This window comes from Streptomyces antarcticus, from assembly GCF_026627255.1.
Taxonomy (GTDB): Bacteria; Actinomycetota; Actinomycetes; order Streptomycetales; family Streptomycetaceae; genus Streptomyces; species Streptomyces antarcticus.
Genome location: NZ_JAPNLM010000005.1, coordinates 43,757 through 68,879 on the forward strand (window position 1 = coordinate 43,757; position 25,123 = coordinate 68,879).

Consider the following 25,123-nt stretch of genomic DNA (forward strand, 5'->3'; position numbering starts at 1 on the left):
ACGTGCTCTGCATGGGCTTGTCGCAGTCCGGCAGATCCGGCGGAAGTTCCTGGCCGGAGCGCGGCATGCTCGCCGTCCTGGCCGCCGGGCTGCTCGCGCTTGCCGTGGCCTACTTCCTCGGCGAGCCGCAGGTCGACGCGGGCATCGCATACGAGGACGCCCACAGCACGGAACATGGAATCGAAGTGGTCAGCCGCACCATGCAGGCCACTACCGGCCTGGCCACGGGCATCCTCATCTACGGCGTCGCGCTGGGCGGGATCGCGGCCCTGATCTTCTGCTTCGCCCTCGGCCGGATCGGCCGCTTCAGCGCGCGAGCGACCGCTGTCCTGCTGTCGCTCGGCGCCCTGATCGCGGTCTACGTCGTGCCGTTCCTGAAGTACCCGGGCAATCCTCCTGCGTCAGCGACGCCGACACCATCGGGCAGCGCACCACCCTCTACTTCCTCATGATGGTGCTCAGTGCCCTGCTGGCCGTAGCCACGGTAATCCTCGGCAAGCGCCTCGCGCCGCGCCTGGGCAACTGGAGCGCCACGATCGCGGCCGGCTCCTGCTTCATCCTGGCCTACGCGTTCCTCCCGGCCGTCAACGAGATGCCGAAGGACTTCCCTGCCAATGTGGTGTGGGAGTTCCGTCTCGCGGCGCTCGCGATTCAGGCCACGCTGTGGGCCTCCTTCGGCCTCATCTTCGGCCACCTCGCCGAACGGGTACTGGAGCCCAGGGCAGCCGGGACAGGGCACCGGAGCGTGACCGCACCTTCGGCTCCGGCGTCTCTCTGAACAGCATGCGATAAGGGTCCGCCAGCCAGTCCTGGCGGACCCTCGACACCATGCGGTCCCGTGGACCACGCAGGCAGCTGCGGTGATCCGACCGTTGCTGCGCTAGCAGATCCAGAACCCGCCCTGTTCGGGTGGGGCCGCTGGAGCCCGGCGCAGACACCGGTCTGCTGCCATCGTCATGGGCGTGTTCTACCTCCGGTGGGTCCAGCCAGGCTGCCCGAGCGGCATCGAGGACGTAGAGGCGGCTGCTGAGGCCGGCTGACCGTCAGGTAGCTGCCGTCATCGACGTTCGCGTCGTACGCGATGGCACGGGCGCGGGAGAAGGCGACGACAGAGCCGAACGCGCCGCGCTGGGCCCCACGCAGATCATCGAAGGAGTCTGCTAGGGCCTGTGTGATGTCGTGATCAACTCCTGGGTTCTGCTCTCTTCGCGAGGCGGAATCCGGTAGGACTGTGGTCGTGACGCGCAGGCAACTCACCAATGCCCAGTGGAAGTTCATCGAGCCGTACCTGCCGATCGGTAGGTACGGACCGTATCCGGAGCGGTTGCGGGAGCAGTTCGAGGGTGTGATCTGGCGGTTCCGATCCAGCGGCCAGTGGCGGGAGATGCCTGCCGAGTTCGGGCCCTGGGCCACCGTCTACGGACGCTTCCGCGTCTGGCGGGACGCTGGTGTCTTCGCCGCCCTGCTGGAAGTCCTGATCGCGCAGGGCGCCCGCGTGGGGAGAACGGACTTGTCGCTGGTCAGCGTGGATTCCACAACGGTTCGTGCCCACCACGACGCCGCGGGGATGCGCGTCAGCAAGCACCTCATGGAGGCCCTGGAAGAAGCCGCGCAGGAGCAGGAAACCGCTCGGCAAAAGGGGGCGGGCCGGGGGAACAGAACGGACAGGGCGAGCGTCGGCGCATCCGGCGCAGACGCAAGCTCCGCCTGAAGGAAGCCCTGCTCGGCCGGTCCCGGGGCGGACTGACCAGCAAGATTCACCTCGCCGCGGACCGCAGGTGCCGACCGCTCGCCTTGATCCTGACCCCGGGGCAGGCCGGGGACAGCCCGCAGTTCATACCCGTGCTCGCGAAGGTGAAAGTCCGCCTGCCCGTGGGCTGTCCCCGCACGACGCCCGACGCGGTCGCCGCGGATAAGGCCTACTCGTCCCGCGGCAACCGCTCCTACCTGCGCAGACGCGGAATCACAGCTGTCATCCCGGAAAAGCGGGACCAGGCCGCCAACCGCAAGAAGAAGGGCGCACAAGGCGGCCGGCCCTTCAGCCACGACACCGACCTCTACAAGGAACGGAACACGGTCGAGCGCCTGATCAACAAGCTGAAGGCCTGGCGCGGCATCGCCACCCGATACGACAAGACCCCGGACAGCTACCTTGCCGGCCTCCACCTCCGCGCCGCAATGATCTGGATCGACGACCTGATCAAGACCGCCGAATGATCACGACATCACACAGGCCCTAGCGCCTGACCACGGCGGGGCCTCCCGTCACGCTCTGCGACGTGCCGGGCATGCGGTGGGTAGCCGTGAGGCGCCCCGCCGCCGGTTCGGAGGGACGATGAGACGGTGGGAGCCGGGCGAGAGGAGATCGGAGTCTGGGGTCTAGCCGGTACGGGGCTGCTGCCGTACCAGTGAGCGGAAGGGTGCCGGGATGAGTACGTCCGATGCGTTCCGGGCCGAGGTCGGCGGGACGGGTACGGGTACGGGTACGGGTCCGGCGGCCCCTGGCGGGCTGCTAGATGTGCTGAGCCTGGCCGCGGTGGTGCTGGACGACAGCGGGCGGATCGCGCTGTGGAGCCCGCAGGCCGAGGAGCTGTTCGGTTACTCCGCCGACGAGGCGCTGGGGCAGTTCGCGGGCCGTCTGCTGGTCGACGAGCAGCACCTCGATCTCGTCATAGGGCTGTTCGCCCGCGTGATGGAGAGCGGACGGCGCTGGGCGGGCGGCTTCCCCGTCATCCACAAGGACGGCAGTACGCGGTTGGTGGAGTTCCGCAACATGCGGCTGCAGGACGACCGGGGAGGACGCTACGCGTTGGGGATCGCCACCGACCAGGTGACGCTGCGGCGTGTGGAGCGGGAGCTGGCGCTGTCCTTGCGGCTGATCTCCCAGTCACCGATCGGGCTGGGGGTCATGGACACCGAGCTGCGGTTCGTGCTGGTCAATCCAGCGCTGGAAGGCATGAACGGCAGCCCTGCCCAGGACCGTGCCGGGCCCACTGCGGGGGAGACACCGCCGTTTCTGAGGGGGGACGCCATCGAGTCGGTGATGCGCGAGGTTCTGGCCACGGGCGTGCCGGCGCTGGACCGGTTCATGGTCGGGGACACCCCGGACGATCCCGGTCAGGAGCGTGCCTGGTCGGTCTCGTTCTACCGGCTGGAGGATCCCGCAAGACGGGTACTGGGCCTGGCCACCTCCGTGGTGGACGTCACCGCGCAGCACCAGGCGGCCGCCGACGCCGCCCGGGCACGTCGCCGCCTGGCTCTCGTCGCCGATGCGTCGGCGCGGATCGGCACCACCCTCGACCTGGGACAGACGGCCCGGGAGCTGGCCGGGGTGTGCGTGCCCGAGGTGGCCGACCTGGTCACGGTGGATGTCCTCGACAGTGTCCTGCAGGGCCTGCGCACCGCCGGGGCGCCGACCGGTCCGGCGCGCTTCCGCGCCCTGGCGGTGGTGTCGGCGTACCCCACCGAGGCTGCACGGGCCCCGGACCCCGTCGGTGACCTCGGCGAGTACGCCGCAGACCGCCTGGTGACCCGCTGCGTCAACACCGGGCGCCCCGTCGTCAGGGCGAGGGTGACCGGTCAGGACCTGCGCCGCATCGCCCGGGACGATGACTCGGCCGCGGTTCTCGCCGCGGCCGGCGTCCACTCGTACCTCGTGCTACCGCTGGTCGCCCGCGGCGAGGTGATCGGCGCCCTCGGCCTGATGCGGGCCCGTAACCCGGCGTCGTTCGACGAGGACGACGTCACTCTGGCCGCCGAGCTCGCTGCCCGCGCGGCCGTGTGCATCGACAACGCCCGCTGGTTCCAGAGCCAGCGTCATGCCGCCCTCACCCTCCAGCGGAACCTGCTGCCGAACCGACCCTCGCATCGGCCCGGGCTCGGCATCGCCCACCGCTACGAGCCGGCGGGCGCCACCAGCGAGATCGGCGGCGACTGGTTCGACGTCATCCCCCTCCCGGGCGACAAGACCGCCCTGATCATCGGCGACGTCATGGGTAGTGGGATCGACGCCGCAGCGACCATGGGCCAGCTGCGCACCGCCACCCGGACCCTGGCCCAGCTCGACTTCGACCCCGCCCAGGTCCTGCACCACCTCGACCAGGCCACCGCTGGCATGGACGACACCTTCACCACCTGCGTCTACGCCGTCTACGACCCGCACGACCAGCGCTGCCGCATCTCGGTGGCGGGTCACCTGCCGCCCGTCCTCATGCGCTCCCGCCGCCCGCCGGAACTGCTCGACCTGCCCACCGGCGCCCCGCTCGGGGTGGGCGGTGTCCCCTTCCACACCACCCGCCTCGACCTGGGACCCGGGGATCAGTTGGTCCTCTACACCGACGGCCTGGTGGAGACCCGCGACCAATCCCTCGACGAACGCTTCGGTCTCCTCCTGTCCCTGCTCGCCGGCCCCCGCCGCGACCTGGAGGACACCTGCGACCTCCTGCTGCGCGAGCTGCGCCACCCCGGCGACCACGACGACGTCGCCCTGCTGATCGCCCGGACGCAAGCCGCGCAGTCGGACTGACACGCCCCCATGGGTTCCCAGTGTCTGTGGCTTGGGCCCCAGGGTCAGCCCAGGGAGGCGATCAGCTCGTTGCAGGCTTGTTCGCAGCGGCGGCAGGCTTCGGCGCAGATGCGGCAGTGGTCGTGCATGCCGGCGTGGCGTTCACACTCGTCACCGCAGGCTTTGCAGACGGTGGCGCAGGCTTTGAGGATGGCACGGGTGATGTTGGCGTCGTAGCCGGTGTGGCGGGAGAGGACTGCGGCGGTGGCGGTGCAGATGTCGGCGCAGTCGGCGTTGGTGCGGATGCACTTGGTGAGCTCGGCGACCATTTCCTCGGACAAGCAGGCATCTGAACAGGCGGTACATGCCTGGGCGCAGGCGATGCATTCCTCGATACAGCGGGTCAGCTTCTCCCGGTCCACACCGCCGAGGTCGGCGGGGTAGGTGTCGAGCATGTCCTTGACGGCGGTGGTCATTGTGCGCCTCCGTGAGTTCGCAGGGCTCGGTTCTGTCCCCTACGGGTAACACCGGGCGCGGGTGTTCAAACGGGAGGACCTGCTCTTGTCATCGCATGGGTGCGGCCGCCTGGCGACGGCGATGATGCAGGGCGGGGGTGGCTTCGTTGTCGAGGCGGTCTCGGTAGCCGCTGCCTTCCTCGTACGGTCCGGTGCAGGTGACCATCACCAGGCGGGGCGGCCCGGCCGTGGCCAAGTACGGGGAGGGGAGCGCGGCGCCCTGCGTACGGTGAGCGACCGCCCCCGGTAGCCGACCGGCCGACGGGTGTGGTCACCAGGACCGGGTGACCCGGCTTGGCCCGGGTCAGGGCCGCGAAGGCGGCTGCACCGCGGCGGGTGTCGAGGTGTCCGGCGATGATGGTGACACCTACGGCGCTGCCCGCGGGGGCGGTGTCCTTCCACCAGCCGGCCGCCTGTCCGTCACTGGGTACACCTCAAGGCGGCCGCCGGCCCCCAGGCTGACAGGCACCACCGGGGCATCCAGCGCGACCGTGTGAAGGGCAGGCCAAAAGATCGTCAAAGAGCAGCCCGAGCCGAGCGCAGCGGACGGGCCGAAAGCCTGGTGGTTTGGTGTGGCCAGGTTGACGGATCGCGTAATCCGCCGACGCGTACATCTGTTCACGTATCAGGCCACAGGTTCACAGCAAGATCACGGCTCGGTCACGGCGCACGCATAACGTGACGTTCGTGTGACCTGAGTCACTCCATATTTGCGCCACTAAAAGCGGGCTTGGCCATCTGTGTGTAGGGATGGTAGGCCGAGGATCAATCGGACTTATTTCGGAAAGCCTATGATCGCAGGCTCGTAAAGACGGGTCCGATTCGCCCGTTACGGCGTCAGGTCGAGGCCTGACGGGCCCGTTTGGCTTCCTTTGCGCGCAACTGTGGCGCAGCCCAAGTTTCTTGAAGGGAACCGCAAACGCCTGATAGCGGTTGTACTCATGTCCCACACCGCTCACATCCCAAGCCACCGGAAGCCCCGCCGCAGCGCTTCCACGCTCGCGGTCCGCGCCGGAATTGCCGGTGGTGTTCTCAGCACCCTGGCCATGGCCGGCACCGCGAGCGCGTCCCCGACCGCCGAGCCCGTGACTGAGACGACGCTCGAAATGCCGGTCCTCAACCTGAACCTGGGCGCCGAGGTCTCCTCCGCCGTCACCACGACCGCCGAGAACACCCGCGCCGCCGCCATCGAGGGCGAACTGACCGCCCAGGAGGAGAGCGCCCGTACCGGGGCTGCCGCCGAGGCGAAGAAGGCCAAGGAAGACGCCCAGGCGAAAGCGGACGCTGAGAAGAAGGCCAAGGAGGAGGCGGACCGCAAGTCCGCCGCCGAGCGCGCCAACCGCAGCTCCGTCCGCACCTCCCTGACGAGCGCTTCCGGCGAGGGCTCCGGCTCCGCCACCGTCAAGGGCTCCAACGGCGTCAGCACCCCGGCCACCGGCACCGCCGCCGCCATCATTGACTTCGCCCGCGCGCAGGTCGGCAAGCCTTACGTGCTGGGCAGCAACGGCCCCAACTCGTGGGACTGCTCCAGCCTCCTCCAGGCTGCCTTCCGCCAGGCCGGCATATCGCTGCCCCGCGTATCGCAGGACCAGTCGATGCTCGGCCGCTCGGTCTCGCTGAGCAGCCTTCAGCCCGGCGACATCCTGTACTGGGGCAGCAGGGGAAGCGGCGCCTATCACGTTGCCGTCTACGTCGGCGGCGGCAAGTACGTCGGTGCGCAGAACCCCAGCACGGGCATTGTCGAACGCTCCCTGAGCTACGACATGCCGGCGGGCGCCGTCCGCGTTCTTTGAGCTGTCCCCAGTGCCGCGAAAGGGTCGGTGCTCGCTGGCACGCCCTAGTGGACACGCGCCGGATCAGGAGCGAGTCGTCGTGAACATCACCCCGGTGTGCACAACGGGCAGGGTTGACGTAACCCCTTGGGGCTGCGTGCGGCGCATCCCCGTCGTCAACCTGCGCGGCCCTGGCTTCGGACGGGTGTCGATAGCCGACGCCTGATCACCGGCCATTGGCCAGCGCACGCTCCACCCCCGGTTCCTTCGGCCCGAGAAACTGGGGTTCCGGCTCGAACAGGGCGTCCGCGGCCGCCTTGTTCGCGGCGAATAGTTCGCGTGTGGTGCCGTAATACCAGAGCGGGTCCTGGTGGTCGACCGCACTTACGCCGTACGAGTCGATGCCCGCCTCCTGGCATAGGGCGACCGCCCGCCGGATGTGGAAGCCCTGGCTTACGAGGATCGCGCGGTCGACACCGAAGATCTTCTTGGCGCGCACGCAGGAGTCCCAGGTGTCGAAGCCGGCGTAGTCGCTGACGATATGGGCGTTGGGCACGCCGTTATGGGTGAGGTAGGTGCGCATGGCCCGTGGCTCGTCATAGTGATGGCTGCTGTTGTCGCCGGTGACCAGAACCACGTCGACGCGTCCCTTGTGGTACAGCTCCGCCGCCGCGTCAAGGCGGTTGGCCAGGTATATCGACGGCTCGCCGTTCCACATCAGGCCGGCGCCGAAGACTACGGCCACATCAGTGCGCGGGACGTCGGCCGCCGTCCGCAGGCGGCCGTCCGCCACCGTGAACATCCACGTCGCGGGCAGCAGCGCGAGCACGCACAGCAGCATCAGCGCCTGCACGGCCCGCCGCTGCCCCGCGCGGGTGCGAGGCAGGAGCGCCCTGTGGATGTCGCTCGGGCGCAGGCGCGACAAGCGCATGACGTTGACCCCCCGGTTCCTCGGCCGCCGTAGTCAACGGCGGCGGTTTCTGTGTCTCGGCTGTCCCTGCCGTTTTCGACAGCTTCCACCGCTCTGACAAACGAAGGACGCCGCACTTGGTTCCCAGCTGACCTTGGAGCATGACCAACATCACTCAGTGTGCTGAAATCCGGAGGTCGTCTCGTGCTGCTACCGGAGATGAATGTGTGAACCTGACCGCAGCCGGCCTGCCCGAGGAGAGGGCGACGACTGCTGCCCAGTGGACGCCTCGACCTGGTGGGCCGGGGGGCCTGGGCCGTCACGCGCCGGTGGAGATGGTGTGGGAGCTGGCCTCGGCGGGGGTGTTCGTCGGCCGCCGCGGGTGCTCCGGGCCCGCGGCCGAGGTGTGCTGCGACACCTTGGACTCCTTCTTCAGCCGCTCCTCCGCCAAGACCTGGATCACCGAACACCTGGACGTGAGCGGCCAAATCGGTGTCCAGACTGGCGCCGAGCAGAGTGAGCTGCCACCCGCGTGCGGACTACCTGGAGTCGGTGGTCCGGAGGCGTGCGGGAGTGCTGCTCATCGCAGGTCGCCACTTGCCGTGACCGTCGGTCCCAGATCCAGGAAGGCGCCGGCGCGTGCCAGGTCCTCAGGTGTGTCGACGGCGATTCCGTGATCACTGACCGGGACCATCCGAACGTGGTGTCCGTGTTCGAGGAGCCTGAGCATCTCGACTCCCTCGGCCTGCTCAAGGGGCCCTTGTCCGAGGTTGCGGAAGGCTGCGAGTCCCTCCCTGGTGAACGCGTAGAGGCCGAGTTGGCGAAGGTACGTCGCCCGGCCGCTGCGGGGGTAGGGGATTGGCTGGCGAGAGAACATCAGGGCATTGCCGCGCTGGTCGATGACGACCTTGACGGTGTTGTGGTCGAGCACGGCGGCCGTCGTTGCGCCGTCGAGCGCGGCGAACGCGTTGACGGCTAGGACGTCGGCTTCGAGTCCGGTCAGGGCTTCGGAGACGGCGTCGATGGCCGCCGGGTCGATGAATGGCTCATCGCCCTGGACGTTGATGAAGGCGTCGCCCTGGAGGCGGCCAGCGCACTCGGCGACGCGGTCGGTCCCTGTGGGGTGATCGCCGGTCATCATGCACGGGATGCCGAGGCCCTGGCAGGCGGCTTCGATGCGCTGGTCGTCCGTCGCCACGAAGGCATCGTCGAGTCGCTTCGCTTCGAGGCAGCGCTGGTAGACGTGCCAGAGCATGGGCTTGTCGCCGAGCATGGCCAGGGGTTTGCCGGGGAAGCGGGAGGCGCCCCATCGGCAGGGGATGACGGCTATGTGCCTACGCGCTCGGACTCGCGCGAGGGCTGTGGTGGCGGCCACAGGGGGCTCCTGTCAGATGGAGGGGCGGAGATGGTCGGGAGGGAGGAGCGTGAGCTTGGCGCGGAGGGAGGGGCTGCTGGTGAGGGAGAACGGACGCCATTCGTACCCGGTGACCTCGCCTTGCTGGAGGGTGACGGCATGGGGGCCGACGGCCAAGAGGAAGGGGAAGCGCAGGTCGTAGTGCTGGTGTGCCGGCTCGTACTTCGTGGGGTTGGCGTCGATGTCATGGACGTCGATGTCGATCGGGACGCCATCGAACCCGGGGAGCGGAGAAACCGCCGTGGCGAGGATGCCGGCCTCTTCGGTGAGTTCGCGCAGGGCTGCCTGGGCGAGGGAGATGTCATCGGCTTCGTTGTGTCCGCCGGGCGCGAGCATCTTTGCCGTGGCCTTGTGGCGGATGTGCAGGACCTCCCTTCGGTTGTTGATGACGATGGCGCTGCACGTGGTGTGCCCCGGAGCGGTGCTGCGGCTCGTTGGATCGGGGTCGCCGTCCAAGGCGTTGAACAGAGGAGCGAGGGCTCCTCGCGCGCCGGGGTTGCGAGCGAGATACGCCTCTACGGTGGTGCGGATGTGGGTGCGGGACAGCGCCATGGTGATCACCTCAGGAAGTGCTTGAGCCAGATCCTCGCGATGTCCTGGCGGTCGTCGGTGGACACTTCGTGGATCCCGGCTTCGATGCCGCCCTTCGTGATCGAGGCGGCGGCGGCGAGTATCTCGCCCTGGACAAGGTGGATGAACGTGCCGACGACAGCGCGGTGTACGAAGTTCACGGCTCCGCCGTCAGCGAGGAGATGGAAGCTGTGTCCGTGCCTCTCGTAGCGCGTGAGGTGATTGCTGGTGCCTCTTCGGCGGTACAGCCCGTTCAGCGCGCTCAGTTCGAGCTCGTCGTCGGACGAGGTTGCCGCGGCGAGGTACGCACCGTTGCGCAGGGCGACGAAGTCGGCCTTGCGCAGGGCAAGGTTGCCTGTCGCGCAGATGACGAGGCCGGCGTCACGGATTGCTTCGCGGCACGACTCAGCAGTCCGGAAGCCCTGGGAGTGGGCTTGAACTTGTTTCAGGGGACTGTTGTCGAAGACGGTGACGTGCAGGTCCTGGGCCCTGAGCGTGTGAGCGATCGAGCGGCCGATCTTCCCGAAGCCGATGACGGTTGCCTGTCGGCCGGTGAGGATGTCGCCGCGAGTCCGCAGCAGGGCCTCGGTGGAGAAGACGATCGACCTGCCGACGAGATGGTCCTCGGGTTCCTTCAGCGGCGATCGGGCCACCGACACGACCGGGCAGGGCAGTCGGTCGAGAGCGGCGTACTGCTGGTGGCCGTTCTCGGTGTCCTCGACGACGCCGAGGATACGGCCCGAAAACTTCTCGGCCAGGGTGTGGAGACTATCGGCGAAGTAGCCTCCGATGTCCAGCAGGACCACCTGCTGGCCGGCGGCAACGTCCTCCAAGAAGTGCAGTGCCGTGACCGGGTCGGCGAACCGCTTACGGCTGAGCTCGTGGACCGGGTGAAGAGCCCGGACCACTTCGAGGGTCGCCTGGTCGATGGAGCGCGGCTTCGGAAGGACGGCCGCGATTCGGGTGATACCCGATAAGGCACCCAGGAACGCCGGCCGCTCGGGGAGGAGGTGTGTGATGACAAGGGAGGTGATCTCGCGCGGCATGGGGAAACGCTGGATGATCTGCTGGAAGTAGGTGTCGAGTCGGGCCCTGTCGATCCGGTCCACGGCAGCTCCTGTTCGGTGGGCGGTCTCAGACAGCCGCGGGATACGCGGGCTGGGCGAGCGCCTGCATCTGGGCACGCATCCCGGCATGGAGGTCGACTGCCGGCTGCCAGCCGAGTACCTGATGGATACGGCGCGGGTCGGCACGGGTGACGAGGACGTCGCCGTTACGGACGTGTCCCTGCTGGACCTGGATCTCGCGTCCGGTCAGGCTCTGCGCGATGTTGATGACGTCGATCAGGGAGGCTCCGCTGCCGCCGCCGACGTTGAGGATGCCAGCGTCGTCCGGGGCGCCGGCCGCGGCGATGGTTGCCGCGACGGCGTCGTTCACGTAGGTGAAGTCCCGGCGCTGGTGGCCGTCTCCGTAGAGGCGGAGGGGCTGCCCGGTGAGCGCGGCCGTGAGGGCGCGGTGGGTGAACATGTCCGGCCGCTGGCGGGGGCCGTAGACGGTGAAGTACCGGAGGGCGACGACGCTGGTGGGGCAGTCACCCCGGGCGGCGTGCGCGAGGCAGAGCTGCTCCTCGGCGAGCTTGGTGACCGCGTACGGGGAGGCCGGCCGCGGGTGGTCGCTCTCCAGGCTGGGTCCGCCATTGGTCGGGCCGTAGACGCTAGAGGAAGAGGCGACGACCATGCGGGGCACCCTCATGCGGGTGGCGGCGTCCATGATCCGCTGGGTGACGAGGATGTTGGACTGCACGTACTCGCTGAACTGCGGACCCCAGGAGGGCCGGACGCCGGGGATTCCGGCGAGGTGGAAGATGGCGTCGGCTTCGATGAGGAAGGGGTCGATCGCGCAGCCCAGCAGGTCGGCCTGGATGTGTATGTATCCGCGGAGGCCGCCCAGCACGGAGAGGTTCGCTGCCGCGCCGGGCTCCTTGGCGGGGTCTCGGCGGTCGACGCCGATGACGGTGGTGCCCGTGCGGAGCAGGGCGGCGGCGAGGTGGGAGCCGATGAAGCCGGCGGCGCCGGTCACCACCACTCTGCGGAGTTTCGGGGCTGCGGCGGGTGCAGGGGCGGTCGCTTCAGACACGGGGGTCTCCATGAGGTGTGGGTCAGACGAGACGGGACAGGACGGTGCGGCCGTGCGCGCTGAGGGCAAGGTCGCCCTGCTCGTGGCCGCGAACCAGCGCGGTGATGGCTTCGATGGCGCCGAAGCTCTCCAGGAGCCGTTGGTCGGTGCCGGTGAGACGGGCGCCGTACCCGGCGAAGAAGGCGTCGCGAAGGCGTGGTGCCGCCTGCCAGCGCCGGAACTCGAGTCGGGCGAAGTCGCGGACCCGCGCGTCGCGGCGCATGTGTTCCAGGTCGCAGATCCAGAATCCCTCGTCGCCGATGAGCCAGTTCCGGGGCTGGTAGTCGAGATGGCAGACGGCGCTGTCCATGCGGGTGCCGGACAGCTGGCCAGCGACACTGAGCAGTCGGTGGCGCTCTACGGCGGAGAACAGGTCGGCCCGGTCTCCTCGCTCCACCCAGGCTTCGAGGCGCCCGGCGAGTTCGGCGCCGATCGCCCCGCCTCCCGCTGTCGGCCCGGACGTGGCCCGGTGTAGTAGGCCCAGCGCACGCCCCGCTTCGTGGTGCGCCTGCTCCTCCACCGCAGTGTTGGGCTCGGCTGCTTCTGCGCTGTGGCCGGGCAGAGCGGTGAGGAGGAGGGTGCGCGAGCCGTCGTGGCGTCCGACCAGCTCGGGCAGCTGCCTGGGGAGGTGTCTGCTCCAGGTGAGATAGGCGTGGGTCTCTTGGACGTACCTGGTCGGCTGGACGTGCTGTTTGGCGAGGTAGGCGGTGCCGCGGGTGTCGACCAGCCGCAGGAGGTGTCCGGGGAGACTCGGGTCCGGCACGACTCGGACAGTTCCAATCGTCTGCCGAGCGAGCTCTATCCGCGGATCCTCGAAGGCGGTAATCACGATGCCGCCTGCACCGGTAAGGAGGCCACGTGGGAAGTGTCGTTGTGCGTGCGGAGCAGCCACCGCCTCTGGTCGAGCCGGTTCAGGTGGCGCTCCCAGCGGGTGAGGGAGGCGTGTGAGACCGTGAAGCTGGCCCCGTTCCCTGGGAGCAGGCCGAGGAAAAGGGTGTGCGCGGCGATGATGGTCTCGCCGTGGGCTGCGAAGAGCACGCGGTCACCCTCGTGCCGCTCGGCGAGCTCCTGAAGGAAGGCGGTCGCCCGGCGCAGGTAGCCGTTCCAGGTGTCGGAGCCCTCCGCCCAGGGCGTGTCGGGGTGGGCCTGCGGTCCGCCGTCGGCAGCGGTCTTCACGTCGAACCACGGCCTGCCGTCGGCCGCACCGTGTACCGGGCCGTCGAGGCCGGGTTCTATTCGCATCTCCAGGCGAAGGGCCTGGGAGAGGATCTCGCCGGTCTGACGGAGCCGGAGCCGTGGGCCGGCGTACAGCGCCGTGAAGGGGCGGGCGTGGTGTTCGGCGGCCAGCTGGGCTGCGGCGCCTTCGACCTGCTGGTACCCGAGGTCGGTCAGGCCGGTGCAGGTCGCCGGTCCGCCGACGACGCCGTCGGCGTTGCACTGGGCCTGGCCGTGTCGGAGGAGGACGAATTCGGTGGTGATCACGGGGTGCCTTCGGGGTGGGTGACGAGGAGCAGGTGGCCGAAGCGGTAGCCGTTCCGACCCAGGTAGGGGGCGGTCAGCACGGTGTGCAGGGCGAGGAAGTCGTCGAGCCGCTCGCGGTTGGTCGTGCCGAGGAGCGGGTCGTGCGAGGCGCAGGCCCGGTTGTAGGCGGCGAGGGCTTCGTCGATCGCGCTGGGATTGACGGGGCCGTACATCATGATCAGCGTCGCGATCAGCTTGGCCAGGTCATAGCCGAACGGCGCGAGTCCGAGATCGTCGGTGTCGACCGTGAAGACCGTGCCGTCATCGGTGAGCAGGAAGTTCCGCGGGTTGCTGTCCTTGTAGAAGGCGGCGGGGCCCTCGGCAGCCCGCTCCAACCGGGAGAGCATCATCTGCAAGGCCGGGCGGCCGGGCAGGTGGCCCTGTTCCAGACGCCGGCGCAGCACGGCCTCCCGGACGGAGAGGAAGTCCGGGAACGGCGTACCGTCTCGGAACGCGTACGGCTCGTCGAGCACAGCCCGGTACAGGTCGGTGGACCAGGCCGCCCCGTGGGCATCGCCGAGCAGCGCGGCGAGCCTCACCAGGTCCTCGGGCCGGGCATGCCGACCGTCGATCCACTGGAAGGCGAGACTGTTCGGCCCCTGGGCGATCAGCTCTGGCTGCCGCAGCGACGGGGCGTGGACTGTCAGCCAGCGGTGATGCCGGGCCGCAGCATCGGCGGCCTCGGTGCTCTCGTACGGCTTGGTGAAACGGGTCAAGGTCATGCCTGCTCCTTCCGGCGCCGGGCGACCACGTAGGTGATCACGGACGTAGTGGTCACGGGCTGATCCGGGAGGAACTCGTGGAGCGAGGCCGCCAGTGTCGCCGGGTTGCCGTACAGGCCCGGTGCCAGGTTGTACTTCGGATTGGTCGCCAGGTACTCCGCCACGTGATCGTGGCCGCCGAAGCGGAAGACGTGCTCCTCGTGAGCCACCGCGACCACGTCGAGGCAGGATCTGGCCAGGTCGGCGAGATTTCCGCTGTGCGCGGAGGCGTAGAGGCTCTCGTGTTCACCGGCGTAGGGGTCGAGGCCGGAGGAGGCCACCAAGCCGTCCATCTCGCTGTAGCTGTCGAGCGACTTGGTGACGAGAACGGCCAGACCCTGTGGGGCCAGTGCTCGGGTGAGCTCCTCGATGACGCGTTCCGGCTGCGGCGAGTGGTAGAGGCAGAACGCCGCCACGGCCACGTCGCATGTGCCGATGCCCATCGGCAGTTGGTGGAAGTCACCTTGGGTGAAGCTCACGTCCACGCCGGCGATCTTCCCGACCCGCTCGCGGGCGGCGGCGAGCAGAGCGGCCGACGCGTCGATTCCCACGAGGCGTAGCGGCCGCAGTCGCTCGGCCAGCACCCGGCTGCTGGTGCCGCGACCGCATCCGATGTCGGCCACCGTGCCCAGTCGGCGGGCCGGGCCCTTGCCGTGGGCGGCCACCAGGTCGGCGATCGTCTCGGGTACCGGTCGGCCGGCGGTCTTGGCGCGCATGAGCGCGCTGGTTCGGCCGGCCAGTCGGCTCGGGTGCCCGTAGAGGTCTGCCTGCCGGGAGGTGTCGAGGAACGGGTTGACGGTCATCGGCCGTCCCCCCGCCCAACAGAGCCTCGGGTCAGTTTTGCGCGGCCACCTGCTGCAGCCAGCGGCGGGCGTGCCGACGCCCGGTCAGCAGCACCACGTCGGCATGACCGCAGGCGAACTCGTCGATCTTCGCAATGACCCGTGGACGCATTTTGCGCCGGTAGGTCGCGACGTACTTGATCACGCCCCAGTGGATCCGGTTGTGCACCCCGTCGCCCTTGTGCCCGGCGCCGTGCCGGATCTGCCGGGAGAAGATGCCCCACAGCGCCGCGACGGTGGAGACGTCCATCAGCACCACGGTGTCGCAGGCTTCCAACCGGGTCTGGAGCGTGGAGTTGTAGTTGCCGTCGATCACCCACTTGGGCGCTGCCACCAGCTCCCGCTGGAGTGCCGTGAACTTCTCCTGATCCAGAGCGTTCCACGCGTCGTCGTAGAACACCGCGTCCAGATGTGTCACCGGCGCGTCGAGGATCGCGCCGAGCTGCCGCGCGACGTGGGATTTGCCGCTGCCGCCGCAGCCGACGATGGCCACCTTCTTCATGGTTCTCCACCCTAGGGGTGTCCTGGTGCGCCGGCTGCACGTGCGCCGGAACACGATCGGATGATCCGGGCCCGAGAGCCCCGATGGCGTTGTGCATCACGCAGCCCCCAGGTGCACTGCGGTGCTGCCGGTGATCGTGGCCATCACGGTCTCCAGCGCGTCCACCTGCCGGCTGAGCCGGAACAGCTCCAGCCGTTCCAGGCATTCCTGGATGAGGTGCACGTGCCGATCGGTCCCTGCGATCTTCTGGAGCTCCGTGATCTTCCGGATCACCTGGTTCCCGGCCCGCACCACCAAGTCGGTCGGCACGAAGCGGTCGGCTCCCTGGATGTCGGACGGAGCCAGCGGTAGGCAGCCGGCCAGGACGGCCTCGAAAATCCGCTGGGTCATCTGCCCAGCCTCGGCATAACGCTGGGGCACCAGCAGCAGTGTGGCCAGCGTGCCGCCATAGAGGCAGGTGACCTCCTCGAATGGAATCCGGCCCAGGAACTTCACGTGGGGCCAGCGGGTGGCGTTTGGCCACTTACCGCCCACGCGGTGCTCAAAGCACGCGGCCGCCGGCGCGAAGTACTTGCCGAACCACTCGTCGCGGTCGTACTGGTTGCCCACGTAGCCGAGCGCCACGTGGCGTGGGGCCGCGGCCAGCAGAGCCGGGTCCGCCTGATCGAGGAGTCGGTCAGCCACGGGGAAGAGAAGCCGGTGCGCGCCGGGGGTGGGGTCGAGGGCGGCCTCGCACACGGCGACGTGCGGCGTACGGCGCCAGATGCTGTCAGCGCGCAGCTGACGGTCCTTGTCCCAGATCACCGTGGGCACCTTGTGCTTAAGCGCGTACTGGCGCACCAGCTGGGCTTGGCGGTGGAAGTCGCAGGAGTGCCCGGGAGTGCCGCAGGGAGTCGTGTTCCGGCCGAAGATCGGCCAGCGCCACTCCAGGAACAGCAGGTCGATGTCCGGCAGGCCGGCGTCGAAGCCGTAGGTGTTGGCGAGATCGTCCCCGGCTTCGAGACGGTCGCGGTCTGCCTGGAGGAAAACGATCTCGTGACCGCGGGCAAGCAGCTCGTCAACCAGGGGCCGGCGATGGCTACGGCCCCCGTCGGGCGTGTCGGTGATGCCGTTGCCGAGGAAACCCCAGAAGCTGTATCCGATCTTCACTTGGTGATCCACCTCCCCTCCAGGAGCAGAGCGTCCAGGCCGGAGTTGGCCAAGCAGTCGAGCGCCATGTCGGGGGTGCCGCAGATCGGCTTGCCCTTCACGTTCAGGGAGGTGTTGATCAACACCGGAGTGCCGGTGATCCGGCCGAAGGCCGTCAGCACCTCGTGCATGAAGGGGTTCTGCCACTCGGTGACGGTCTGCAGCCGGGCTGTCCCGTTGGCATGAACGATGGCGGGGATCCGCTGGCGTGCGGCCTCGGTTACCTGGGAGGCCATGGACATGAACGGCGCCTCCTGCCCGAGTGCGAAGAACTCTTTGGCGCGCTCGGCCACGACCATGGGGGCGAAGGGGCGGAACGGCTCGCGGAACTTCACCGTCGCGTTCAGCCGCTCGACGACGCCGGGCTCCAGAGGTGAGGCGAGGATCGACCGGTTGCCCAGGGCGCGCGGCCCAGCTTCCACCGCGCCCTGGAACAGGCCGACGATCACCCCGTGGGCGAGCTGGTCCGCCAGGAACTCCGCAGTCTCCGTGCCGAGGATCTTTTGCGTGAGGCCCGGCCAGGGGGACAGGTCGAGTGCCGGATCCGGGTACGTAGGACCGAGGTAGCAGCTACGGGTCACTCCGGCGATGCCCTTGCTGTTACCGCTGTCGCAGTGCGTGGCAATAGCCGCCCCGATGGCGGTTCCGGCATCGCCTGGCGCTGGCGGCACGAACACCTCGTCGAAGATGTCCGCCTCGATGATCCGTCCCACGGAGACGCAGTTGGTGGCTACCCCGCCTCCCAGGCACAGCCGCCGGGATCCGGTGACCAGTTGTGCCCTGCGGGCGAGGTGCACCATGACCTCCTCCGTGCGTGCTTGCAGGGCGGCTGCGAGGTCGCGGTGGATGTCCTGCAGCGGCTCGTCCGGCTGTCGGCCAGGGCAGGTGTCGTCCACGAACCTCCGGGTCATGCGGGCGAACCCGCCGTGCAGGACCCGGGGCGGGAAGTACGACGGGTCGACGAAGAAGCCGGTCTGCGTCGTGCGGACGGCGCGGGCGAAGAGGCTGTGGAAGCGGGCGGGGTCGCCAAGCGCGGCCAGCGCCATGACGGTGCCTTCCTCGTCCCCGCGTCGCCAGCCCAGGTGCTCGGTCACCGCGCCGTACACATAGCCGAGCGAGGCCGGATCGTTGATCGCCTCCAGCGTGCGGGTGGTGGGCCGATTCGCGTCGAGGCCCCTGGCGATGGTGGTGGTCTGCCGTTCACCGAGGCTGTCCACGACCAGGACCGCGGACTCGCTCCAGCCAGACGAGGCGAACGCGGCCAGCTGGTGGGCGCGGTGGTGCTGGACAGGCCGCACCCGTGCATTCGGGAACCGCCGCCCCAAGTCCTGGAGCCGCTTCTGGGTCCGGTACGCCACCTTGGCGAACCCGGATGCCCGGTGCAGGGCACGGTCTCGGGTGCCGGTGGCGAGGGCCAGCCGCGCGGCGGCTGGAACTTCGGCCAGATACCGCAGAGGCTGGAAGTTGTACGCGACGGTGTCCACGTCGTGCGCGGTCAGCCCGGCTTCGCTCAGGAGCCAGTCGATGGCCTGGCGCGGGTAGTCCTTCGTGTGCTTGCGCTGCGAGAGGCGCTCCTCTTCGACGAACCCGAGCAGCTCTCCGTCGGCCAGGAGGGCGGCGGCGGAGTCGTGGGTGAAGGAGCACAGGCCGAGGACGACCGCGGGCGAGTGCGTGTTCGCTCCCATCAGGCCGCTCCTCTTCCCGGGCGGGTGGCGCCGGCACTCCGCCGCTCCAGCTCGCGGTACCAGCAGGAGAGCAGGTGGCCGAGCGGGCCCTCGATGTCCAGGGCGCTCCGGCGGGCCTGTTCCCGGTCGCTGGCCTTCCACAGCTGGTAGCTGCGCATCGTCTCCGTCACGGCGTCCCATCCGGGGTGTCCGGTCGCGTCGCGGTCTTCGACCTGGCGGAGGAGCTTGTCGAACCCTTCCCACGGCGTGGTCAGCGCTTCCATCTCGTAGCTGGCCACACTGGTGAGGCCGGCGGCCTGGTCGAGGTCGCGCTCGTAGATGTGCAGGGAGTCGATGTGGTGGTGATACGTGCCGAGTTCGGCCCCCAGCCAGCCGGCTACCAGCTCGTGCAGGGTGGTCGTGAAGACGAGGTCGTACGGCAGGCCGACCCACACGTCCTGGCCTCGCATCGTGGTGGACATGTCCAGGCGGCCGGCGCGCAGGTGGAAGCGGAAGCCGAGCGTGCAGGGCACGTCGCTGTGACCGGCGGCGTCCTGCGCCGGATCGTAGAGCTGGATCACCGCCCGCCGCGAGCTCGGGTCTTCCCGGAGGACCTCCACGACCCGGCGGAGCTGGTCGACGGCTCCGCCCCAGTTGCGCATTCGCGGCCCGTAGGCGCCCCGCAGGACGCCGTCATCCGCGTACTGCCGCAGCCGTCCGTTGTAGTCGAAGATCCACGGGGCGTCGGAGCCGGACAGGTGCCACACCATCTCGGCCACAGCGAAGGCAGGGTTGATGATCCGGGCCGGAGGCGCGTAGAAGAGCCGGGCACGGGGCCGGGTCAGCGTGAAGTTGACGTCGAGCACCTCGCGGGTGGCCATCCCGCGGGGACTTACGCGCTGGCCTGTCCTCGCCAGGGCCACGGCTCCGGTGAAGATCTCGGCCACGCTGTCGGCCGTCAGTTCCGTCATCGGACTACTTCCTCCTCTTTGCCCTGCGGGATCGCGGTGGCATGGTGCGGGTCGCTTTCGGAGAGCGGTCGCCGGCCTCGGGCGACGATGAGCTGGGCCACATCGAGCGCGCTGTTGCCGCGCCAGCGGCATACGGCATCGATGGAGTCGCGGGTCACCGCGAGATGGGTGGTGCGGAGCTGGTTCAGCGCCTGGGTGACCTCGGCCGCCTCCGAACAGGGGCGGGCGAGGCCGTGTTCGGCCAGACCCAGGGTCCGCTGGCCGGGCAGCTTGAGCTCCAGTACCGGTACGTCGACCAGCAGGGCCTCGATCTCACAGGTCGAGTAGACGCTGACCAAGGCATCAGCGGCGGCCAAGCAGCCCCGCGCGCCGACCGCTCCATCGGCCACGGCCACCTGCGGATACCTTCGCAGGATGGCGGCGAAGGCTTCGGGGCCCTGGGCGGGATGGGGGGCTATGACCAATCCCCACCGGTCGGTGGCCTGCGCCATGCCGGTGACGAGAAGGTCCGCTTGGGCTTCGAGCTGTTCGGGCGAGAGCGGCTGGCAGGCCCAGACCATGATCTGACCGGGCGGCTCCTTGGCGCGGGCGAGCAGCTTCTCCAGGTACCGGCGCTGCGCCTTGCGGCTGATGCCGATCAAGGTGTCGAACCTGGGCTGACCCAGCACGTGGATCTCGGCCTTCGGGTGACGCGCCCACGCGCGGGCCGGGGCCACGTCCCGCTCGCCCATGACCACGATGTGCCGACTGTGCAGCGCCGGCCAGGTCACCGATTCGGAGGTCCAAGCACCGTGCTGGACCAGCATCGTGTTGAGCCCGCGCGCCTCGGCGGAGTGGACGGCGAGCACCCCGAGCGGGCTGGTGTCGTTGCTGACCAGAACCGTGTGCGGGCCGACTTGGCCGAGCAGGTCGTTCAGCCACAGCTCCGCGTGAACGGAGGCCCGCCACGACGGCTGTGTGCATCCGCTGCTCGATTCCATGACGGCAGCAGCCAGTCGCGCCAGCCGGTCGAGCCGCACCCGGTGCGGTCCTACCACCACGGCGACGGTCTCAGCCGCGTCTCCGCTCCCGGCATCGCCTTCGGCGCCGAGACCAAGGCCGGGGACGCTGCCGGTCTGCGCCAGCATCTCGGCTGGACCGGAGTGGAGGAGTACCGCCTCCGCTCCGGTCGACGGGCAGCGCTCCGCCGGATCCGAAGCCAGATCCACCAGAACGGACTTCCTGCCCTCGGCGGCCAGCTCCCGCAGCACCGGTAGCAGCGTCTGCCAATGCCGGGAGGACCAGGAGAGAGCCACCACCGATGCTTTGGGCAGGACGGCAGCCGGCGGCTCCGGGGCCTGCTCCTCCGAGACCAGCTCAGCGGTGATCCGACGGAGGCCGGCGGAGAACGGTGGACTGTGCGGCGTCGGGGCGCCCAACGCGTAGGCAACACCGGACCAGGTGACGGTGTAAGCCCGATACTCACGCGAGCTGGTCGGACGGATACTGACCAGACCCTCGTACGGTGCTGGCGCCAGAGGGCCGGGTGACTGTGCGAACGGCTCCCACGAGGCCAGCGCGAGGAGCTTGCGCACCAGCTGGGTCACCAGGCGGCGGACAGGCACGTGCTGGACGTGCAGCCACGAGGCGTCGGCGGCCGTCCGGGCGGCGTGGGCGCTGAACTCCTCCAGCGCGGCCATCACCGACTCCACGTACGTTTCCGTCTCACGCCGATCGACGGGACGTGTCTCCAACTGCTGCGTAGTGATCGACGCACTGCTCGCGTTCCCCACCGCGGCCTCGCCGATGAGCGACCATGCCGCCTGCCCTCCGCCAGCGGCCCGGGCCAGCGCCAGCCTGCTGCGCATGGGCGCGATCACCGCGGGCTTCCGACGGTTGCGGTCAGGGGGCGAGAGCCGTCTTCGAGGAGGGCCAGGAGACCGGCCGGGCTCTGGGCGACTTCAACGGCCGCGGTGCCAGGCCCGCCGTACCCCCAGGCAGCGTGGACGAACCGCAGGCCCGCCCGCTGCGCAGCCTCGCGATCAGCCGGCATGTCCCCGACGAAGATCGCGTCGGCCGGGTCGACTCCGAGGTCCACCAGAGTGAGCAGCAGATGGTCGGGGGACGGCTTCCCCCGACCCCGGCTGGACGGGGTGTGTATCGCCGCGAACGGACAACCGAGCAGACCGACAAGAGGAGCAGCCCGCTCCAAGGGCTTGGAGGTGACGACCGCTAGCAGCCAGTCCGCGACGGCGAAGGCACGCAGCGCATCCTGGACGCCGTCGAATACCGACGCGGCCGGGGCCGCTGCCACCGAAACCGAGGAGTACGTCGCGTGCACTGCCTCGACGTCGGCGATGCCCAGCAGGCCCATGATGTCGGCGAACGGACGACCCAGGTGCGCCGCGTAGTCCTCGAAGGGCCTGGCAATGCCATGGACGTCCTGGACCACCTGCCACGCCAGCCGCATGACGGGCAGCGTGTCGACCAGGACACCATCCAGGTCGAAGATGAGCGCGCGCCGTGGTGGAGTCTCCGGCTCGGGCGGCTCGTACGGGAACAGCAGCATGTGCGGCTCTCTCTGGGAAAGGGGCCGGGCCAATGCCCGGCCGTGAAAGTCACTCAATGGCGGAGGTCGCGCGGTCCGCGATGTCGACCGTGGGGCGCTTGACGATCGCCAGAACTCGTTTGCCGGACCCGTCCTCGTGGGGTCTGGCCATCCAGTAGTCGGCCTCGGCTTGCACGAGGAGCAGACCTCGTCCGCCGATCGCGTCCGGACTGCTCGGCTTGAGGACCGGAGGGGAGGGGGAGTTGTCCTCGACCTCGATTCCCACTACCCCTTCCCGTGCGGCGAGGGTCACGGTGATGCGCTCGCGTTCCGGCTCAGGGACGTTGCCAGGGGTCCGGCCGTGCCGCTCGGCGTTCGTCGTGAGCTCGCTGACGATGAGCAGGCTGCGGTCCAGCAGGTCCTCGAGGCCCCAACCGGAGAGGGTCTTGTGGGTGAAGGCGCGGGCAATGGCCGGCGCCCGATCGTCCGAGTCCAAAACCAGGCTCCGGCGGCGCCCGGAGGCTTCGACAGCGAAGTCCACCCCGCCCACCTCACAGTCCTCGTTGCAAGCCGTCGAGCACGCGGCGATGCGTCACGGCCCCGGTGTCGAACCGGCGGAAGTTCTCGACGAGAATCTCCTCGGACTGGATGGACGCCCTGCCGAGTTCAAGGACCGGCTCCGCGTTCGAACGGTCAGGGCTGGGCCTCTGATGTCCTTCCACCGCTTCCTCCTGGGATACGCACACCTGTGGTTCCGAAGGCCCGAGCTTCCGGCGGGCGGAGGACAGACTGGCGGCTGGGAGAGGCAGGCCCAAGCAACGAGGGCGTAGCAAACAACGGACTCGTGGCGTCAGTTCACCGAATGCGCGTCGCTTTCGACGCCATCGTTGGATACTCGCCAGGGTGATGGGCAGCGATCCCGGATGCTTGCCCAGCAAGAGGAGATCCGATGACCGCTCCGACCCAGCCCCACAAGCCATCCTGTGCGAAGCGGATCCGCGCCGAAATCGTGGCCGCGGGCGGTACGGTGAAGGAAGCCGCGAGGGCGATCGCCGACCATTGCGGAGTAAGTCCGCTACGGGCGCACCGGCTTGCGCGTGGCCAGACGCTCGACGAGGCCGCAGCGGGTATGAGGCTGCTGGCCGGGAGCGCGCCTTCGGCCCCGAAGGTCGAACGAAACCAACTGGGTTGGTGGGAAACCGGGACTCGCGCACCGAGGCTGCCGACGCTGGAACTGCTGTGCAGGTACTACGAGGCGACGCCGCTCGAATTGGGCCTGGGCGAGCTCGATGTCACCGTAGCCGCGCCCTCGTCCGTGATCGCGGTACGGCCCGGTACTTCCGACGGGTTTCCGTCAGTGCGGGCGGCCCCCGATTCGCTGGGTGAGCACCTTGACGGCGCTCGGCGGGCGACCGACCGGACACTGGCCCGTGGCAGCACGTCGCCGGGCCAGCTGGACCTGCTGGAGGAGCGACTCCTCCTAATGAGGGGCGAGTACCTTTACACGCCGCCGGCCGAGATGCTGGCCCAGTTGCTCCTGGAACTCGGCGAGGTCGAAAGCTATTCGCAGGAGCGCCAGACGACCTCGGTGCACGTACGGCTGACCGAGGTGACGGCAGTCCTATCCACCCTCATCGCCGACTCACTGATGAAACTGGGTGACATTCGCCGCTCGCGGGGCTGGTACGAAACAGCGCGAAACGCTGCCGAGGAATCGGGGAACGTGGATCTCCGCGCTCGCGTGAAGGCCCAGGCCGCGATGCTGCCCTTCTACTACGGGCCTCTCGACGCCGCGGTGGCGTGGGCCCGCGAGGCCCGTCTCCTGACCATGCACCGCCGTCCGTCGCCCACCGCTGCCTTCGCCACGGCAGCCGAGGCTCGGGCACTCGCCCATCAAGGCAACGTTGCCGCGGCCAGAGCACGAGCACAGGAAGCCCAGGACCTGTTCGACCGGCTTCCTCCTTCTCCAGAGGACGACGCTTTCGGGTTCCCGGCCCGCCGCCTCATGCTCTACCTCAGCGGCACGTACACCGCGCTGGGGGAGAGCTCCCGGGCCAGGAGGTTCCAGGAACAAGCGCTGGCCCTGTACCCAACCCGCACGGGCATCGACCCAGCGCTGCTCCAGCTGGAGCGCGCCATCTGCCTGGCACACGATCGCAGCGCGACGGAAGCGTGCGAGCTGGCCTCCGCGACCTACCTGAGGTTGCCAGAACCCCACAGGACCCCAATCGTCGGAGCCAGGGCCCGCCGGGTGATCGAGGTACTCCCCGGAGCGAACGCGCGCACCCGCGCCGCCAGGGAGCTACGTGAACTCTTGGAACTGCCGATCGGGACGATGTGACAGTCGGGCCGAAAATCAGACAGCCTGTGGGCATGACAGCTTTGGACTGGACTGCCGGCGGATACAGCGAGAGCGAGTTGCAGTGCCTCCTGGAGGGGGCCGGTGCGGCAGCGGGGCTGGACTGCCGGGATGCTGACCTTCTCCGCGGGCACACCAACGCAGTGATCCGCTTGCGGCACGAGCCGGTGGTGATGAAGATCGCCCGCCGCGGCACACCACACCAGGAGGTCGAACGGACGGTTCGGTTTGTCCGCCGGCTCATGGAACAGGGGTTCCCCACCGCGCCGCTTCACCCCGTAGCCGTGGAGCAGCCCCTCGTCGTGGACGGGGCCGCAGTCACCTTCTGGACTTACCTGCCCCAGCCGGCCGAGCCGGTAGCTGCTGTGCAGCTCGCGCGGCCCCTGGCGGCGTTGCACGCGCTTCCTGTCCCCGATCTTGGGCTTCCGCGGCACGACAACGTCACCGCTATCCGCCGGTCCCTGACGTCGATCGCCGCGCTGCCTCCGGAGGACCTCGTATTCCTCTCCGAGCAGGTTGACATCCTGGAAAAGGAACTGAGCGACGTTGCTTTCGAGCGACCCGCGGGACTGATTCAGGGCGACCCGCAACATCGCAACGCCCTGCATGCAGGTGATGACGCCGTGCTCTGTGATTGGGACACGATCGCAATTGGGCATCCCGAATGGGACTGTGTGACAGTCGAAGTACATTGCCGCCGATTCGGCTACGGGGTGGACCACTACACCCGGTTCGCGGAAGCTTACGGATCGGACGTCAGAAGCCTGCGAGGGTACGACACCCTGGCCCGAATTCGCGAGCTGCGCATGGTGACGACCAACGCCCGAAAGGTGCGCCATGCGCCGTGGACGCTGGAGGAGGTACAACGCCGAATCGAGGGGATGCGCCAGGGCGATGCCGAGCGCCCTTGGTCCATTCTCTGACCCGG

Annotated in this window: 23 protein-coding genes and 2 pseudogenes; 6 read left to right on the top strand and 19 right to left on the bottom strand. The window is 69.0% G+C overall.

Translation table 11 applies throughout. From position 1 onward, the window contains the following. Positions 1-65: 65 nt before the first annotated feature. The 3 genes and pseudogenes from OTB16_RS10175 (at position 66) to OTB16_RS10185 (ending at position 4,525) form a co-directional block, all read left to right on the top strand. Positions 66-778, top strand: a pseudogene (locus tag OTB16_RS10175) (CbtA family protein). 459 nt (positions 779-1,237) lie between these two features. Further along, positions 1,238-2,217 (top strand): annotated as a pseudogene (locus tag OTB16_RS10180) (IS5 family transposase). A gap of 211 nt (positions 2,218-2,428) precedes the next feature. Further along, positions 2,429-4,525: a SpoIIE family protein phosphatase gene (locus tag OTB16_RS10185; RefSeq protein WP_267719695.1), complete on the top strand. Its 2,097-nt coding sequence runs from the start codon at positions 2,429-2,431 to the stop codon at positions 4,523-4,525. A 44-nt stretch (positions 4,526-4,569) separates the two neighbouring features. Here the strand turns inward: OTB16_RS10185 and OTB16_RS10190 are convergent, their stop codons facing one another. Continuing rightward, complete coding sequence (locus OTB16_RS10190; protein WP_267719697.1) at positions 4,570-4,980, bottom strand: four-helix bundle copper-binding protein; 411 nt, start codon at positions 4,978-4,980, stop codon at positions 4,570-4,572. 980 nt (positions 4,981-5,960) lie between these two features. Between OTB16_RS10190 and OTB16_RS10195 the strand changes: the two genes are divergently transcribed. Further along, positions 5,961-6,812 carry a C40 family peptidase gene (locus tag OTB16_RS10195; RefSeq protein WP_267719699.1) on the top strand — a complete coding sequence of 284 codons (852 nt, stop codon included), beginning with the start codon at positions 5,961-5,963 and terminating at the stop codon, positions 6,810-6,812. A gap of 205 nt (positions 6,813-7,017) precedes the next feature. On the opposite strand, the gene OTB16_RS10200 is transcribed toward OTB16_RS10195, so the two are convergent. The 18 genes from OTB16_RS10200 to OTB16_RS10285 all read right to left on the bottom strand — a co-directional run bounded on the left by OTB16_RS10200 (position 7,018) and on the right by OTB16_RS10285 (position 22,558). Next, positions 7,018-7,722 carry a SanA/YdcF family protein gene (locus OTB16_RS10200; protein WP_267719700.1) on the bottom strand — a complete coding sequence of 235 codons (705 nt, stop codon included), beginning with the start codon at positions 7,720-7,722 and terminating at the stop codon, positions 7,018-7,020. 298 nt (positions 7,723-8,020) lie between these two features. Further along, a complete protein-coding gene (locus OTB16_RS10205) occupies positions 8,021-8,164 on the bottom strand; it encodes a hypothetical protein (RefSeq protein ID WP_267719701.1) in 144 nt (47 codons plus the stop codon). A 117-nt stretch (positions 8,165-8,281) separates the two neighbouring features. Further along, positions 8,282-9,076 (bottom strand): 3-deoxy-manno-octulosonate cytidylyltransferase, encoded by a 795-nt coding sequence (locus OTB16_RS10210; protein ID WP_267719702.1) that lies wholly within the window; start codon positions 9,074-9,076, stop codon positions 8,282-8,284. 12 nt (positions 9,077-9,088) lie between these two features. Then, positions 9,089-9,667, bottom strand: coding sequence for an NUDIX hydrolase (locus OTB16_RS10215; RefSeq protein WP_267719703.1), 579 nt, complete (start codon positions 9,665-9,667; stop codon positions 9,089-9,091). 5 nt (positions 9,668-9,672) lie between these two features. Further along, the gene (locus OTB16_RS10220; RefSeq protein WP_267719704.1) at positions 9,673-10,794 is read right to left on the bottom strand and encodes an adenosylhomocysteinase; all 1,122 of its coding nucleotides are present in this window, start codon (positions 10,792-10,794) and stop codon (positions 9,673-9,675) included. 25 nt (positions 10,795-10,819) lie between these two features. Continuing rightward, the gene (locus OTB16_RS10225) at positions 10,820-11,821 is read right to left on the bottom strand and encodes an NAD-dependent epimerase/dehydratase family protein (protein WP_267719705.1); all 1,002 of its coding nucleotides are present in this window, start codon (positions 11,819-11,821) and stop codon (positions 10,820-10,822) included. A gap of 22 nt (positions 11,822-11,843) precedes the next feature. Then, positions 11,844-12,623 (bottom strand): phosphotransferase, encoded by a 780-nt coding sequence (locus OTB16_RS10230; RefSeq protein ID WP_267719706.1) that lies wholly within the window; start codon positions 12,621-12,623, stop codon positions 11,844-11,846. A gap of 62 nt (positions 12,624-12,685) precedes the next feature. Then, entirely contained in the window at positions 12,686-13,342 is a 657-nt protein-coding gene (locus tag OTB16_RS10235) for a histidine phosphatase family protein (RefSeq protein WP_267719708.1), read from the bottom strand. Further along, the gene (locus OTB16_RS10240) at positions 13,339-14,103 is read right to left on the bottom strand and encodes a phosphotransferase family protein (RefSeq protein WP_267719711.1); all 765 of its coding nucleotides are present in this window, start codon (positions 14,101-14,103) and stop codon (positions 13,339-13,341) included. The genes OTB16_RS10235 and OTB16_RS10240 overlap by 4 nt, the downstream gene beginning before the upstream one ends. Continuing rightward, on the bottom strand, positions 14,100-14,945 hold the full coding sequence (locus OTB16_RS10245; RefSeq protein ID WP_267719712.1) for a class I SAM-dependent methyltransferase: 846 nt from the start codon (positions 14,943-14,945) through the stop codon (positions 14,100-14,102). Before OTB16_RS10245 ends, OTB16_RS10240 begins: the two co-directional genes overlap by 4 nt. Before the next feature lie 31 nt (positions 14,946-14,976). Next, positions 14,977-15,486, bottom strand: a complete 510-nt coding sequence (locus OTB16_RS10250) for a P-loop NTPase family protein (protein WP_267719713.1) — start codon at positions 15,484-15,486, stop codon at positions 14,977-14,979. 96 nt (positions 15,487-15,582) lie between these two features. After that, positions 15,583-16,635, bottom strand: a complete 1,053-nt coding sequence (locus tag OTB16_RS10255) for a hypothetical protein (RefSeq protein WP_267719714.1) — start codon at positions 16,633-16,635, stop codon at positions 15,583-15,585. Further along, positions 16,632-18,359 (bottom strand): carbamoyltransferase family protein, encoded by a 1,728-nt coding sequence (locus tag OTB16_RS10260; RefSeq protein ID WP_267719715.1) that lies wholly within the window; start codon positions 18,357-18,359, stop codon positions 16,632-16,634. The genes OTB16_RS10255 and OTB16_RS10260 overlap by 4 nt, the downstream gene beginning before the upstream one ends. After that, the gene (locus OTB16_RS10265) at positions 18,359-19,309 is read right to left on the bottom strand and encodes a thymidylate synthase (protein WP_267719716.1); all 951 of its coding nucleotides are present in this window, start codon (positions 19,307-19,309) and stop codon (positions 18,359-18,361) included. Before OTB16_RS10265 ends, OTB16_RS10260 begins: the two co-directional genes overlap by 1 nt. After that, on the bottom strand, positions 19,306-20,988 hold the full coding sequence (locus OTB16_RS10270) for a glycosyltransferase family protein (RefSeq protein WP_267719717.1): 1,683 nt from the start codon (positions 20,986-20,988) through the stop codon (positions 19,306-19,308). The genes OTB16_RS10265 and OTB16_RS10270 overlap by 4 nt, the downstream gene beginning before the upstream one ends. Before the next feature lie 176 nt (positions 20,989-21,164). Then, entirely contained in the window at positions 21,165-21,857 is a 693-nt protein-coding gene (locus OTB16_RS10275) for an HAD family hydrolase (protein WP_267719718.1), read from the bottom strand. 49 nt (positions 21,858-21,906) lie between these two features. Then, positions 21,907-22,332, bottom strand: coding sequence for an ATP-binding protein (locus OTB16_RS10280; protein ID WP_267719719.1), 426 nt, complete (start codon positions 22,330-22,332; stop codon positions 21,907-21,909). Between the two features lie 55 nt (positions 22,333-22,387). Next, positions 22,388-22,558, bottom strand: a complete 171-nt coding sequence (locus OTB16_RS10285; RefSeq protein ID WP_267719720.1) for a hypothetical protein — start codon at positions 22,556-22,558, stop codon at positions 22,388-22,390. A gap of 227 nt (positions 22,559-22,785) precedes the next feature. On the opposite strand from OTB16_RS10285, the gene OTB16_RS10290 reads away from it, so the two are divergent. Beyond that, positions 22,786-24,177: a helix-turn-helix domain-containing protein gene (locus OTB16_RS10290; RefSeq protein WP_267719721.1), complete on the top strand. Its 1,392-nt coding sequence runs from the start codon at positions 22,786-22,788 to the stop codon at positions 24,175-24,177. A gap of 32 nt (positions 24,178-24,209) precedes the next feature. Beyond that, the gene (locus OTB16_RS10295; protein WP_267719722.1) at positions 24,210-25,118 is read left to right on the top strand and encodes a phosphotransferase family protein; all 909 of its coding nucleotides are present in this window, start codon (positions 24,210-24,212) and stop codon (positions 25,116-25,118) included. Positions 25,119-25,123: the final 5 nt, after the last annotated feature.